The sequence below is a fragment of the Glutamicibacter uratoxydans genome (genome assembly GCF_050753455.1).
Taxonomy (GTDB): domain Bacteria; phylum Actinomycetota; class Actinomycetes; order Actinomycetales; family Micrococcaceae; genus Glutamicibacter; species Glutamicibacter uratoxydans_A.
This window is the reverse complement of record NZ_CP192736.1, coordinates 2,565,283-2,579,101: the sequence shown is the minus strand read 5'-3', so window position 1 is coordinate 2,579,101 and position 13,819 is coordinate 2,565,283. Positions and strand designations below refer to the sequence as shown.

Sequence of the window (13,819 nt, the reverse complement as noted above, 5' to 3'; positions counted from 1 at the left end):
AAACGCAGCAGACGCCGCACCCGAGGGTGCGGCGTCTGCGGTGAGTCTACTGTTTAGCTTTCCTCCGGTGGCAGCAAGAGCGAGCTGCGAATATTTCCCTCGTTCAGTGACAGGAAGCAAGAAACGAGACGATCCCCTTGGGACCAGGTGCCCTGGCTAGGCCGGGAAAAGTGGTAGGTCCAGCTCGAATCCAACGGCGAACTTGGGTCCAAAGGAATGGACTTGCATAGGTTCTCAGCCTCGCTGAGCAGCCGGTCCGCCCCGGGAAATTCTTCGCCCTCCAACTCGAAACTGCCAATCAACTGCGCATTATGCGCCGAATCACAGCTCACTATGGTTTGCGGGTCCAAGGGGGAGTGGAAACCCCGCAAGCATTCGCCCACTTCCAGATGTTCCGGAGCCATACCCTCGGCTATCACCCCATCAAGCCCCGGATTGGGGTTGCGTTCCACTTCCGAACCCAATGGCGCGGAATCGGGGGCAAGAAAACGCATAACGATGAACACCGTGGCTGCAGCCAAAGCAAGAAAAGCAATGACGAGCAGAATCCATTGGCCGGTCAGCTTCTTTTCAGGCTCCGGCTCGGGCTTCAAGGGCGGCAGTGCTGCCCGCGGCTCGGGGAGATTGTTCTCGGCCACCGATGTGAACTCCTTCACATGGATCTGTTTGCGGGTCTATGATTCGCAGGACTTGAGGTTAGTCTAGCGGTTTGCTCACGTGTTGCGTTCAGCGCTCGCCGTGGAATCGTGTTAACCTTTAATTACGAAAGAACTGATCACATATTCGGGGGCCTTCGCCGGTTAAGCGGTGGACCACCTCCCGACTCTACTGAAAAGAGGGGGTCACGCCATGGGGCGCGGCCGTCAAAAGGCTAAAGCACAGCGTCAGGCGCGAGACATTAAGTACTACTCGCCCGCTACCGATTTGACCGCACTGGAACGTGAACTCGGCATCCGTACCGAGAATTACGCTCAGGCGTCTGAGCCAGTCAAACCCGAGTATGACGACGAGTATTCGGAGTACGACGATCTGGCCAAGAAGTATTCCGATGACCTTGGGGACGAGAGCAAGTAACTAGTCCTTCGGATATTGGGCGGTGATGTGCCCAGTGTCCGTCAATTGTCGAAGTACTTTGAACTTTCAGTACCTACATCACAGGACAAGCCGCAATAACTAGGCTAAATTTAGCCCTAGCTCGTTGCGGCATTTGTCGTGTCCGCAAGCTCCTGAGAAAGGCCTGCTTTGAAAGATCAGCATTCCCTGTCGATTCAGATGGCCCACCATTCGGCCGTCCGTTCGATGCAGCGAATCGTGGAACAAAGCGCCGAAGCTCATGACCCGGATCAGGCCCGGGCAGGGGTGCAACAGTTACTTGATACCGGCAAGGTTCTGGTGCTAACCGGGGCCGGGGTATCTACGGATTCGGGGATTCCCGACTACCGTGGCCCCAATGGGTCTCTGCAACGCCACCGACCGATGACTTACCAGGAGTTTCGTTACCGCCCGGACGCTCGACAACGTTACTGGGCACGGAGCTATGTTGGATGGCGGCACATGTTCCGTGCCGAGCCGAATAACATTCACCGACGTCTGGTGGACTGGGAAGAGCACGGGAAAATTTCCGGGATTATTACCCAAAACGTCGATGGGTTACATCAGCAAGCTGGATCACGCCGGGTGATCCCAGTTCACGGAGACCTGTCAGTGGTCAGCTGTCTCGAGTGCGGTTTCCACGAAGACCGTGAATCCCTGGATGCTCGTTTACAGGCCGCCAACCCCGGATATTTGGAGCAAGTCGAATTGGATCCGCGGGCCGTGAATCCCGACGGGGACGTGGAACTGCCCAATGAACTGGTGCATCAGTTTGTGATGGTTGGTTGCTTACGTTGCGGATCGATTGCCTTGAAGCCCGATGTCGTCTACTTCGGTGAAAGCGTGCCTGCCGAACGCAAGCAACAGATTGCGCAATTAGAAGAAGAATCCAACGCTCTGTTGGTCATGGGATCCTCGCTGGCAGTGATGAGCGGGTATCGAGTCCTGTTGAACTTTGTGCAGCGCGATTTGCCAGTGGCTTTGGTGACAAACGGACATGTGCGCGGAGAAGAGAAGGCGACTTGGCGTTGGCGAGTGCCGCTGGGACGCGCATTAAGTCAGTTGAGCTAGCTAGAGCGACCGGCGGGTACGCTGCGGCGTCGGCTAGCGGGGCCGCTGGATCACCCAGTGGACCCAACCGGGCTAGCCCGGTTGGGTCAGGCCGCTAACCCAGCACCGTGTTTCCCGCTCCGCTGTAGTAGTGGCAGCGAACGGCGCGTCGCTCGAAGCGTTCAGTAGCGGCGAACTCAGGTTTATTATTCTGCATTAACAACGCCGCCGGCGGTCCAAGGACTTAGCTCCTTAGACCGCCGGCGGCGGGTTGGCTTAGCTATTTGGCGTAGTTTCCGGTCAGCAGTACTGCGCCGCCGTCCACACCCTTGGCGCCCTGAACGAAGTCCAAGCCGGCATCCGCTGCGGCTTGATCCAAGTTCTCGACCTGACCCATAACCCAGGCACCCATATTCAGTGCGTTGAGTAGTTCGACGGCACGATCAGCCACCGTGGCGTCAACGACAGCAACCATACCCACACCGAGGTTCAGGGTGCGCTCCAGGTCGCTCTGTGGCACGTTACCCAGCTGGGCGATAGTCGAGAACACTGCTGGTAGCGCCCACGTGGAGCGATCCACGCGAGCCATCAGGCCCTGAGGCAGCACACGAGCCAGATTGGCGGCTAGGCCGCCACCGGTGACGTGGCTGAAGCCGTGCACGCCGAAGTTCTGTCCGTCGTTCAGCTCAGCGACCAGATCCAAGCAGGCGCTGGTGTAAATCCGAGTTGGTTCCAGAAGTTCTTCGCCCAAAGTTCGGCCGAATTCGGCCACTTCGCGCTCTAGCTCCCACTTAGCATGAGCGATCACGCGGCGCACTAAGGAATAGCCGTTGGAGTGGATTCCCGAGGAAGCCATGCCGATGACCACATCTCCAGCCTTCACCCGTTCTGGGCCGAGTAGCTGGTCGGCTTCGATCACACCGGTGGCCGCCCCGGCCACATCATATTCGTCCTCGGCGAGCAGCCCAGGGTGCTCAGCGGTTTCGCCGCCAACTAGTGCGGTACCGGCCAGCTTGCAGCCTTCGGCGATACCACGCACGATGTCTGCAATACGCTCCGGGATGACCTTGCCGGTGGCAATATAGTCAGTCATGAATAGCGGCTTGGCGCCCACTACCACGATGTCATCAACGACCATGCCGACTAAGTCTTGGCCGATGGTGTGGTGAATATCCAATTTCTGGGCGATGGCGACCTTGGTTCCCACCCCGTCGGTGGAGGTTGCTAAGTAAGGCTTCTTGTAACCAGTCAAGAAGGAAACATCGAACAGTCCGGCGAAGCCGCCTACCCCTCCGACAACACCGGAGGTGTGGGTGGCCTTAATAGCACCCTTCATCAGTTCGACGGCACGATCACCGGCCTCGACGTCGACGCCGGCGCCGGCGTAGGTGATGGAGGTTGGCTGCTCTTGCGTACCGCTCATGGCAGAGGGATCCTTTTCTGTCGTGAACACCCGCGCACGATTGTTAGCGCGGACGGTGAGGGAAGTTATGCGGCGCCCGGTTAGAGGGTGACTTCGAATTCCGAATCGGGGCCTGGCTCGCAACCGCTCTGGGTGCGCTGCTCTAGGAGGTTCTTGCCACGACGACCGGTCTCCGGCAATGGGATCGGGTAGTCGCCGGTGAAGCAAGCTGTGCACAGGTTGGCTCGTGGCTGATGGGTGGCCTCGATCATGCCGTCTTCAGAAATGTAGGCCAAGGAATCGGCGCCGATAGATTTGGCGATTTCATCCACGGCCGCACCGTTGGCGATGAGTTCGGCTCGGGTAGCGAAGTCAATCCCGTAGAAACAAGGCCACTTCACCGGAGGTGAAGAGATCTTGACGTGTACTTCTGCGGCTCCTGCTTCACGAAGCATCCGTACCACGGCACGTTGGGTGTTACCGCGAACGATCGAGTCGTCGACCACGGCCACACGCTTGCCTTTGAGTACGGTTTCCAATGCGTTGAGTTTGAGCTTGATACCCAGCTGGCGCAGGGTCTGGCTTGGCTGAATGAAGGTTCGACCCACGTATGAGTTCTTGACGAAGCCGTGAGTGAAGGGGATACCTGACTCTTCGGCATAACCAATGGCTGCCGGGGTTCCGGATTCCGGAACCGGGATCACGATGTCGGCTTCGGACTGATTTTCGCGCGCCAGCTGCCGGCCCATTTCCACGCGTGCTTCGTAGACTGAACGGCCTGCAATGGATGCATCGGGACGAGCTAGGTAGACGTACTCGAAGACGCAACCGGCCGGGGTGGATTCGGCGAAGCGCTGAGACCGCACACCAGCTTCATCGATGGCGATCATTTCGCCTGGCTCGATTTCACGAATAAAGGACGCACCGACGGTGGCGAGGGCTGGTTGCTCAGAAGCTACCACCCAACCACGGTCCAAACGACCTAGAACGAGGGGACGTACACCATGTGGGTCACGAGCTGCGTAGAGGGTGTTTTCATCCATGAAAACAAAGCAGAAGGCACCCTTGATTTGAGGTAGCAGGGCCAACGCGGTTTCTTCGAGGCTTAGTCCCTCGGTGCCGTTGAACAGTGAGGTGACCAGGGCGGTGTCAGTGGTATTGCCTTGGGCGAGTTCACCGGTGACTTTCCCGCCCTCGGCATCAATGCGGCTACGAACCATGTCGGCCAAATCGGCGGAGTTTGTCAGGTTGCCGTTATGCGCTAAGGCAACGGTGCCGGATTTAGTTGGTCCCAGAGTCGGCTGCGCATTAGCCCAGTGGCTGGAGCCGGTGGTGGAGTAGCGGCAGTGGCCGATCGCCAGATGCCCGGTCATGGAGTTTAGGGTGTTTTCGTCAAAGACCTGGGACACCAGACCCATATCTTTGTACACGTTAATGCGCTCACCATCGCTGGTGGCGATGCCTGCTGATTCTTGACCACGGTGCTGTAGCGAGTACAAACCGTAGTAAGTGAGTTTTGCGACCTCTTCGCCTGGTGCCCAGACACCGAAAACACCGCACTCATCTTGCGGTCCTTTTTCGTAGGGAAGAAGGTCATGATTCAGTTGTCCATCGCCACGCGCCATGTTACTAATTCTCTCATGCATCCGGGCCGTTTCCGGCCAAAACTATGGTTCGTTACGGCCATCCTGGAGATCTGAGAACTTCCGAGATGGACGGTAGTTCTTGCGGCTATTCCTTGGGTGTAGGTGTCCCGTTATTTGGTTGCTCATCCTCGGGCAGAGGTACGGCAATTTTCCGTGTTGTGCGTTTGGATGTGATCCGATCAATGACGACATAGACTATCGCGGCAATGGCAAATCCAATAGCAGCACAGGCTGCAGCGAAGTAGCCCAAAGTTGCGGCAACGGTGTAATTGGCTGAAGGCTCTCCGAGCAGAGCAATGATTGCACCTGCCAAGGCCCCCACCACGCCACCGGTAATCAGCATCGGCCAGAGCTTCGGGGAGGTATGAACTTCAACTTCAAACGACTGGTCACCGCGTGCTGCGGCTAGGTCGGGACGAGAGGGGTTTTGCTCCATGGCTTAAGCCTACTCAAAGAGTGGCAGATACGCCGAAAGGTCAGCGCGTAACCCGGAGGCTTGGATCGTCCCTTCGCCCAACGCCTGTTCCCAATGAATCTTTCCGGTGACTAGGGATAAGAAAGTTTCATCTGACATTTCCACGACATTTGGTGGGGTGCCACGGGTGTGCCGGGGACCCGGGATGCATTGGGTCACACCGAAGGGTGGCACCCGTACCTCTACGGAGTTACCTTCGGCGCGGGTGGCTAATTCTTCTAAGGCGAAGCGTACGGCGGTGGCGCGTACCGAGCGTGCGGCTTTAGTACCGCCACTGGTGGAATTCCACTCATGCAGTGCCGCTGCGCCAAGTACCGGATCAATTCTGCGCTTGATGGCCAAGAGTTACACCTTCCATGCCCTGCTTTGATTGCCAGCACTCCAGTCTAGTGCCCCCTGATGCGCCGAGGGGCGACGTTTTCGTTCACCTTTTTCGCAGAGGTCTTCCAGTTAGTGCACATCTTCGGGTACATTATCGTTGGGTTGATCACATCCAAATGGTTTATTTTTTATCGAGGGGACTTTTTTGTGAAAGTTGGACGTGTTTTAGCTGGGGGACTAGGCGCGTTCGCCCTGGCAGCCACCGGCTTGTTGGCGGTTCCTGCGCAAGCGGCGGAACAAAATGTGACGGATTTGAGTGATCCCGCGGTACTAACCGCTCAAGCACTAGCCGAATCTTTGGTAGGTGATGAGACCGAAATCAGCAATGTGAAGTTCACCGGTAGCCCACTCGGGGCCGGACTGGCCACCGGCTTTGCTGATGCGCTGGGTATTGCTGAGGGTGTTGTGCTGGCCAGTGGTGAAGTGGCCGGTGAGAACAGCACGCTGATTGGTCCGAACACTGATACCAGCAACACCGGCGGGCTCGATGTGCCCGGAGACAAGGATCTGGACCTTATCGTCGCTCCACGTACCACCAACGATGCTACGGTTCTCGAGTTTGATTTTGTGCCGAGTTCCTCGCTGGTGACCTTCTCCTACGTTTTTGGCTCGGAAGAGTATCAAGAATATGTGAATTCTTCCTACAACGATGTTTTTGGGTTCTTCGTCAACGGCACTAACTACGCCACGGTGGATACCCCCGCGGGAACTCAGCCGATCACCATTAACTCGATTAACCACGAGACCAACTCGAACTATTACGTCGATAATTCCGTGGAACCTTATTCGGCCAATACGGAGTTGGACGGCTTTACCGTGGTGCTGAACTTTGAAGCCCCGGTCAACGCTGGAGAAGTTAACACCATGAAGTTGGCTATTGCCGACACCGCTGATGACTCGTTGGACTCGGCAGTGATCATTGCCGCGGGAAGCTTCCAATCCAATATGCCACCTACGGTTACCGACCTGAGTGAAACCACCCCGATCAACACACCAATCGACATTAGCTTGCAGGGTTCGGACCCAGATGGGGATGAGCTGACCTTCGAGATTGTTCAGGGCCCGAATCCGGAGCATGGAACCCTGTCGGTCGTCGACGGGAATGTGGTGACCTTTACCCCTGCCGCGGATTACCTTGGCGAGGCGACCTTTGCTTACCTGGCCAATGATGGCACTGCTAATTCCGCAGAGGCCACCGTCAGCATTACCGTGGTGGATGAGGCTCTACCAACTCCTACCCCGAGTACCGAGCCAACGACCGAGCCATCCAGCTCGCCTAGTGCCGAGCCATCCAGCTCGCCAAGTGTCGAGCCGTCCAGTTCGCCAAGCCCCTCGGTGAGTGCTACGCCTACTGACAGCGCAAGCCCAACCCCTTCATCCAGCGATTCGAAGCCTTCGCCAAGCGAAGACCCCGCCGATCCGGATGAAGATCTAGCAGACACTGGTTCGAATAGTGCCTTAGTGCTAAGCGCTGTCGGTGGTGTCCTGCTGGTTGCTGGCACGCTGATCTTCATGGTCAAACGCCGCAGCACACGTCACTAAGTAGCTGATCGCGGATCAGACCCGTGAGCCTCCATCATTGGTTGCTCGCGGGTCTTTTCTGTATTCCGCTGAAGTGGGGCAATGTTCCGACTACCGGGATTAATGCTGTGGTCATAGAACGCTGCTGCGGCCAGTTAGTCCGGTAAGCTTTTGGCCTGTGAAGGTACTGGTTATTGGCCCCGGTGGCCGTGAACATGCAATTGTCCGTGCACTAGCTGCAGACCCCTATGTGGAAGAAGTTCATTGCGCCCCCGGCAACGCCGGAATCTCACGCGATGTTCCGGTCCACGCCATTGACGCGCAGGACCCGGCAGCGGTGGTTAAACTAGCCAGCGAGCTCGGAAGCGACCTGGTCGTAGTGGGTCCCGAAGCCCCACTGGCAGCCGGTGTGGCAGATGCCCTAATCGCGGCCAAGATCCCGGTGTTCGGCCCCACTCAAGCCGCGGCCCAACTCGAAGCGTCCAAGGCCTTTGCCAAGGAAGTAATGGCCGAAGCCGAGGTGCCTACCGCCATGGCGCGCGTCGCCACCAACAGTGCCGAAGCAGCCGAAGCTCTTGATGCCTTCGGTGCACCACATGTGGTGAAGGACGACGGTCTTGCCGCCGGCAAGGGTGTGGTGGTCACCGAGGACCGCGCCGAAGCCTTGGCACATGCTGAAGCTTGTTTTGAGGCTGGCGGTAGCGTGGTCATCGAGGAGTTCCTCGACGGACCAGAAGTGTCGCTCTTCGTCATTTGCGACGGGAAACACGCCGTACCTTTGGCCCCAGCCCAAGATTTCAAGCGGATCTTCGACAACGATCAGGGTCCAAACACCGGTGGTATGGGTGCTTACTCGCCGCTGGCTTGGCTGCCGGAAGGCTTCACCGAAGAAGTTATGGAACGGGTGGCTTACCCCACCATTCGCGAGATGGCCAAGCGCGGCACTCCTTTCACCGGAGTGCTGTACTGCGGATTGGCGCTGACGAAGCGGGGGATTCGAGTCATCGAATTCAATGCCCGATTTGGTGACCCAGAAACCCAAGCGGTGCTGGCACGGTTGAAGACTCCGTTGGGTGGACTGTTGCTAGCTGCGGCTAAGGGTGAACTGGATGATGCAGAACAGTTGCATTGGCATCCTCAAACCGCCGTGGACGTGGTGATCGCGGCCGAGAACTACCCTGACACTCCAGTCAAGGGTGCGATCATTCAAGGCCTAGACGCTGCTAACGCCGTACCGAACGTGCACGTGGCCCATGCCGGCACCGCACAGGATGCGGAAGGAAATATCACCGTAGCTGGCGGCCGAGTGTTGGCCGTGGTGGCACTGGGCGAGGACCTGGCACAAGCACGCCAGAGCGCCTATGCCGGGGTGGCTGAGATCTCTTGGCCGGGTGCCCAGTGGCGTACCGATATTGGTTTGAAAGCCGAACGCGGCGAAATCCTAGTGAAGCGGGAGTCCAATTAAGATGGCAGGTTTTCAAACCGAAGTGCTCAGCCTAGAGGGTTGGGAACACTTTTACTCCGGGAAGGTGCGGGATCTGTACATCCCCAGCGGAGCGAGTTTCGCGGAAACCGACCGGGTATTGGTCGTCGCCTCCGATCGGATCAGCGCCTATGATTTCGTGTTGAGCACCGAAATTCCCGATAAGGGCAAGGTCTTGACCCAGCTGAGCCTGTGGTGGTTCGAGCAGTTGAGCGACTTCGCGAACCACGTCATTTCCACCGAGGTGCCGGCCGAAGTAGCCGGCCGGGCGATGGTCTGCAAGAAGCTTGAGATGTACCCGATCGAATGCATTGCCCGCGGTTACCTCACTGGCTCCGGGTTGGTCGAGTACAAGCAGAGCCGCACCGTCTGTGACCTTCCGCTGCCCGATGGGCTCGTTGACGGTTCAAAGCTGACCCCGGCGCTGTTCACCCCGTCGGCTAAAGCTGAGGTGGGGGAGCACGATGAGAATATTTCCTTTGCCGCGACGGTGGAACGCGTGGGTCAAGAGGTTGCCGAGGCGCTGCGTGAGCAGACCGTGGAACTTTACATGCAGGCCGAAAAGATCGCACGCGAGCGCGGGATCATCTTGGCTGATACGAAGGTGGAGTTCGGAGCAGACCCCGCCACCGGGCAGCTCACCCTCGGCGATGAAGTACTCACCCCGGATTCCTCACGTTTCTGGGATAGCGCCGACTACGCCCCGGGTAAGGCACAGGCCAGCTTCGATAAGCAGTTTGTGCGTGACTGGTTAACTTCCAGCGAATCCGGGTGGGATAAGAACTCCGGTGAAGAGCCGCCGGCGTTGCCCGAAGAAATCGTGCAGAAGACCCGGGCTCGATACATTGAAGCCTATGAACGTCTCACCGGCCAGAAGTTCAGCGCCTAAGAACGACTAACCCACAGTGTCCTGCCGACAATCGGATGATTGTCGACAGGACACTGTGGGTTAATGCGTCGTTGAGACTACGCCTAGACCAGCGAGTCGCGCCAAGCCTTGTGCAGCGTGGCGAAACGTCCTTCGGAGGCAATCAGCTGTGCCGGGGTGCCGTCTTCAACGATCTTGCCCCCGTGCACTACTAGCACCCGGTCGGCGATCTGTACCGTGGATAGGCGGTGCGCGATGATCAGCGCGGTACGGTTACCCAGTAGCTTCTGCAGCCCGGCTTGCACAGCACGCTCCGAGGGGATGTCCAAGGAGCTAGTCGCCTCGTCCAGGATCAACACGGCAGGGTCGGCAAGGAAGGCGCGAGCAAAGGAAATCAACTGTCGTTGGCCCGCCGACACACGCCCACCGCGCTTGTTCACATCCGTGTCATAGCCCTCGGGTAGCTTCGAAATAAATTCGTGGGCTCCCACAGCGCGAGCCGCGGCCTCAATCTCCTCGCTGCTAGCCCCGGGACGTCCCAAGGCGATATTTTCGGCAACCGAACCGGAGAAAAGGAACGCTTCCTGGGTCACCATAACCACGTGCTGACGCAACTCGGCGTTGGCGAGCTCACGAATCGGCACCGAATCCAGGGTCAGCTCACCCTCCCGCAGATCGTAAAAGCGTGCGATGAGTTTAGCCAGTGTGGACTTGCCGGCGCCGGTCTGACCGACAATCGCGACGGTTTGTCCAGCCGGGATATCCAACGTGAATTTGTCCATGACTACCGGTCCATCACCGTAGCCAAAGACCGCGTCATTGAACTGGATGTGCCCGGCAACCTTGGCAATACTGCGGGGTTGCTCCGGTTCGCTCAGTGTGGGTTCCTCGGCCAGCAGTCCCGAAATCTTCTCTAGGGCGGCGGTAGCCGACTGCAATGACGAGTAGAACATCGCGATGGCTTCCATCGGCTGGAATACACGTTTCGAGGAGAGCAACAGGGCTACCAGCACACCAACCTCCAACGTGCCATCCAAGACACGGAAGCCACCATAAGCAAGCACCGTGGCCACTGCGAGGTTGCCGGTGAGCATGAGGCCAGGTTGCATAATGCCGTTGAGGTTCAGCGCCTTGATGGTGTTGCTGCGGTAGCTTTCAGCCACCTGCGAGTAGGAACGGTCATTGGCCGTTTCGCGACGGAAGGCTTTCACGGCCCGCATGCCGGTCATGGTCTCCACGAAACTCGAAATCACCTTCGCTGAGACCACCCGAGACTCGCGGTAGAGGACCTCCGAACGACTCTGATACCAACGGAAAATCACGAGCACCGGTATGAAGGCAACACAGACCACCAAGCCGATACGCCAATCGAGGAAGAAGATCGTGGCCAGAGTGAAGACCATGAACACCACCGCTGAGGCCAGTTCGCTGATGCCCTGATCCAACAGTTCGCGCAGTGTCTCCAAATCCGAGGTTTGCCGCGAGATGATGCGCCCCGAAGTGTAGTTTTCATGGAACTCTAGACTCAAACGCTGGGTATGCCGGAAGACCTGCTGACGCAGATCCAAGAGCATGGCTTGCGAAATACGTGCGGCCGTGCGGATGTACCAGCCCAGTAAGATGCCACCGGTTAGAGCACAGAGCAGGTAGCTAGCCCCGACGATGCCCACGGAAGTCCAATTGCCCTCACGTAATTGCGGCAGGCTGGTATCGATTGCGAAGGCAATAATCACCGGCAACGCGACCCGAGCGGCGTTGGTCGTGAGCACCAACAGGATGGTCAGGATCAGGGTTTTCTTCTGCGGTCCGGCCAGTTCGGCGAGCAGCTTGAAGGAGCGGCGACGCACCACGGTACGTTCGGCACCGCTGAGGGTAATCGCATCCTCGTTGGCTACGCCGTAGGTTTGCTTAGCTGCTGGTTTACTCATGGTCGAGCCTCCACATCTACGGCCGTGTCTTCATCATCTAAGGAGGCGATGACATATCGATAGTGTTCACTAGTAGCCAGCAGATCGGAGTGGCGTCCTACAGCCTCGATCTCACCGTCTCGGAGCAACGCAACGCGGTCGGCCAACATCACCGTTGACGGGCGATGAGCGACCACTAAGGTGGTGGTGCCTTCCAAGACGCTTCGTAGTTTGGCGGTGACCGCTTCCTCGGTACGCACATCCAGCGCGGAGAGCGGGTCGTCCATGATCAGGATCCGTGGTGAGGCAGCGATGGCACGAGCCAGTGCTAGACGCTGGCGTTGCCCACCGGAGAGCGACAGGCCTTCCTCACCGATCAGGGTATCTACGCCCTCTGGCAGGTCATAAGCGAAGTGAGCTTCGGCCACATCCAATGCCGAGGCTAGAAGTTGGTCGCGTTCTTCGGCACTGAGTTCCGCAGATACGCCGAGCAGGACGTTATCTCGAACCGAGGTGGAGAACAAGGTGGTGTCCTCAAAGGCGACCGCCATGGCGGTACGTAAGGCCTCCAGATCCCATTCACGCACGTCCATCCCATCCACCAAGACCGCTCCAGCATCCACGTCGTGCAAGCGTGGAATCAAGTTCAACAGGGTGGACTTGCCGCTACCGGTCATCCCGACCAGAGCCATGGTTTCGCCTGGACGCAGACTCAGATTAATGTCGGCCAGGATCGGACGGGCATTGCCGGTCTCATCCGGGTAGGTGAAACGCACGTGCTTCAGTTCCACCGCACCTGCCGGTCCCGGCGCTACCCCGGGGCGCTGTGGGCTAGTGAGGTGATTCTCCGCATCCATCACTTCAAAATGGCGGTCCAAAGCGGTCTTAGTGGTCAGTGTCATGCCCAGTAGCATGCCCATGCCTTCGACCGGACGAGCGAGCACCGCGGCGGTGGCGAAATAAGCGACGAGTGAGCCAACACTCAAGCTGCCATTAGCGCACAGGATCAACCCGAGAACCAGACCTAAACCGAGGAAGACTTCTGGAACCGCCACCACCGTGGTGAGGAACCGGGACAGGGTGCGTGCTTTAGATAGCTCCGTGGTGCGTAGCGCTTCGGCTTGATTGTTGAAACCCTCATAGACGTGGCGACCACGTCCAAAGGCTTTGATGACGCGAATGCCATGGACCGACTCTTCCACTGCAGTGGCCAAGTCTCCGGCTTGATCCTGACTGAGCCGACTGACCGCACGGAAGTTATTGCGGAACTTAAAGGCGCGCACTGTAATTGGTGCGGCACCAAGAATGTACAGCAGAGCCAACCACGGGCTGTGATAAACCATCAGGGCCACGCCCACCAGCACGGTGACGGTGTCCACCACCAGCATCATGGCGCCGAAGGCTAACCAGCGGCGCAACAGTGAGAGATCCGACATGGAGCGGGAGAGTAACTGTCCTGACCCCCAACGCTCATGGAATGCCATCGGCAGGTGTTGGAGATGGTTGAAGAAACGGATCCGCATCTGCGTTTCGAGTTTGGCGGCCGGAGCTAACACGAACTGGCGGCGCAGAAAGAAGAGCAGGGCTTCAAAGAAGCCCAAACCAGCGAGCACCCCGGCAGCCAGCCAGACATCCGCGGTGGCACCGTCCACCGCGATCACCGTATTGACCAGCCAAGACAGTACCTGCGGGATGGCTAGAGCGATTAGCCCGGCGGTCAGGGCGCAGAGGAAGCCGACAAGTAGACGAGGCAGGATGGGCCGAACGAAGGGGCCCAGTCGCCGCAACGTCGCGCGTAACGAGGTGTCCGGGGTAGTGCCCCTCATACTTTGTGTTGCTGGCACCGTATTTCCAACCTCGTGCTTCTCCCCAAGATGCTGATGTGACCTCACTATAGGTTAGCGGAGTGGTTGATAGATATCAATCAATGCCGGAGGCGAAGACTAGTCACACTCACCGAAAAGTCTTTCGGGCCGGTACCCGTTTGGGTTCCG

12 protein-coding genes are annotated in these 13,819 nt (G+C 58.1%); 5 read left to right on the top strand and 7 right to left on the bottom strand.

From position 1 onward, the window contains the following. Positions 1–53: 53 nt before the first annotated feature. Complete coding sequence (locus tag ACQQZ8_RS11945; protein ID WP_431710022.1) at positions 54–638, bottom strand: septum formation family protein; 585 nt, start codon at positions 636–638, stop codon at positions 54–56. Positions 639–849: 211 nt separating this feature from the next. On the opposite strand from ACQQZ8_RS11945, the gene ACQQZ8_RS11940 reads away from it, so the two are divergent. Beyond that, entirely contained in the window at positions 850–1,074 is a 225-nt protein-coding gene (locus ACQQZ8_RS11940; protein WP_431710021.1) for a DUF3073 domain-containing protein, read from the top strand. Positions 1,075–1,272: 198 nt separating this feature from the next. Next, positions 1,273–2,163 carry a Sir2 family NAD-dependent protein deacetylase gene (locus ACQQZ8_RS11935; RefSeq protein WP_431712191.1) on the top strand — a complete coding sequence of 297 codons (891 nt, stop codon included), beginning with the start codon at positions 1,273–1,275 and terminating at the stop codon, positions 2,161–2,163. Between the two features lie 259 nt (positions 2,164–2,422). Here the strand turns inward: ACQQZ8_RS11935 and purM are convergent, their stop codons facing one another. The 4 genes from purM to ACQQZ8_RS11915 form a co-directional block, all read right to left on the bottom strand. Next, positions 2,423–3,565 carry a phosphoribosylformylglycinamidine cyclo-ligase gene (gene purM / locus ACQQZ8_RS11930; RefSeq protein WP_431710020.1) on the bottom strand — a complete coding sequence of 381 codons (1,143 nt, stop codon included), beginning with the start codon at positions 3,563–3,565 and terminating at the stop codon, positions 2,423–2,425. An 80-nt stretch (positions 3,566–3,645) separates the two neighbouring features. Further along, entirely contained in the window at positions 3,646–5,169 is a 1,524-nt protein-coding gene (gene purF, locus ACQQZ8_RS11925) for an amidophosphoribosyltransferase (RefSeq protein WP_431710019.1), read from the bottom strand. Positions 5,170–5,275: 106 nt separating this feature from the next. Further along, positions 5,276–5,626 carry a hypothetical protein gene (locus ACQQZ8_RS11920; RefSeq protein ID WP_431710018.1) on the bottom strand — a complete coding sequence of 117 codons (351 nt, stop codon included), beginning with the start codon at positions 5,624–5,626 and terminating at the stop codon, positions 5,276–5,278. A gap of 9 nt (positions 5,627–5,635) precedes the next feature. Beyond that, complete coding sequence (locus ACQQZ8_RS11915) at positions 5,636–6,007, bottom strand: sterol carrier family protein (RefSeq protein ID WP_431710017.1); 372 nt, start codon at positions 6,005–6,007, stop codon at positions 5,636–5,638. A gap of 186 nt (positions 6,008–6,193) precedes the next feature. Here ACQQZ8_RS11915 and ACQQZ8_RS11910 point away from each other — a divergent pair, with 186 nt between their 5' ends. The 3 genes from ACQQZ8_RS11910 to ACQQZ8_RS11900 all read left to right on the top strand — a co-directional run bounded on the left by ACQQZ8_RS11910 (position 6,194) and on the right by ACQQZ8_RS11900 (position 9,939). Further along, the gene (locus tag ACQQZ8_RS11910) at positions 6,194–7,588 is read left to right on the top strand and encodes a choice-of-anchor L domain-containing protein (protein ID WP_431710016.1); all 1,395 of its coding nucleotides are present in this window, start codon (positions 6,194–6,196) and stop codon (positions 7,586–7,588) included. Between the two features lie 157 nt (positions 7,589–7,745). Beyond that, on the top strand, positions 7,746–9,032 hold the full coding sequence (gene purD / locus ACQQZ8_RS11905; RefSeq protein WP_431710015.1) for a phosphoribosylamine--glycine ligase: 1,287 nt from the start codon (positions 7,746–7,748) through the stop codon (positions 9,030–9,032). Position 9,033: 1 nt separating this feature from the next. Continuing rightward, positions 9,034–9,939 (top strand): phosphoribosylaminoimidazolesuccinocarboxamide synthase, encoded by a 906-nt coding sequence (locus ACQQZ8_RS11900; protein ID WP_431710014.1) that lies wholly within the window; start codon positions 9,034–9,036, stop codon positions 9,937–9,939. An 83-nt stretch (positions 9,940–10,022) separates the two neighbouring features. Here ACQQZ8_RS11900 and ACQQZ8_RS11895 read toward each other — a convergent pair whose 3' ends face one another. Next, on the bottom strand, positions 10,023–11,846 hold the full coding sequence (locus ACQQZ8_RS11895) for an ABC transporter ATP-binding protein (protein ID WP_431710013.1): 1,824 nt from the start codon (positions 11,844–11,846) through the stop codon (positions 10,023–10,025). After that, complete coding sequence (locus ACQQZ8_RS11890) at positions 11,843–13,651, bottom strand: ABC transporter ATP-binding protein (protein ID WP_431710012.1); 1,809 nt, start codon at positions 13,649–13,651, stop codon at positions 11,843–11,845. The genes ACQQZ8_RS11895 and ACQQZ8_RS11890 overlap by 4 nt, the downstream gene beginning before the upstream one ends. Positions 13,652–13,819: the final 168 nt, after the last annotated feature.

Bases quoted from the DNA above. Each gene is read 5' to 3' on its own strand.
- ACQQZ8_RS11890 (WP_431710012.1), bottom strand. From the start codon at position 13,651: ATGAGGGGCACTACCCCGGACACCTCGTTACGCGCGACGTTGCGGCGA.
- ACQQZ8_RS11940 (WP_431710021.1), top strand. From the start codon at position 850: ATGGGGCGCGGCCGTCAAAAGGCTAAAGCACAGCGTCAGGCGCGAGAC.
- ACQQZ8_RS11935 (WP_431712191.1), top strand. From the start codon at position 1,273: ATGGCCCACCATTCGGCCGTCCGTTCGATGCAGCGAATCGTGGAACAA.
- purF (WP_431710019.1), bottom strand. From the start codon at position 5,169: ATGGCGCGTGGCGATGGACAACTGAATCATGACCTTCTTCCCTACGAA.
- purM (WP_431710020.1), bottom strand. From the start codon at position 3,565: ATGAGCGGTACGCAAGAGCAGCCAACCTCCATCACCTACGCCGGCGCC.
- ACQQZ8_RS11900 (WP_431710014.1), top strand. From the start codon at position 9,034: ATGGCAGGTTTTCAAACCGAAGTGCTCAGCCTAGAGGGTTGGGAACAC.
- ACQQZ8_RS11920 (WP_431710018.1), bottom strand. From the start codon at position 5,626: ATGGAGCAAAACCCCTCTCGTCCCGACCTAGCCGCAGCACGCGGTGAC.
- ACQQZ8_RS11895 (WP_431710013.1), bottom strand. From the start codon at position 11,846: ATGAGTAAACCAGCAGCTAAGCAAACCTACGGCGTAGCCAACGAGGAT.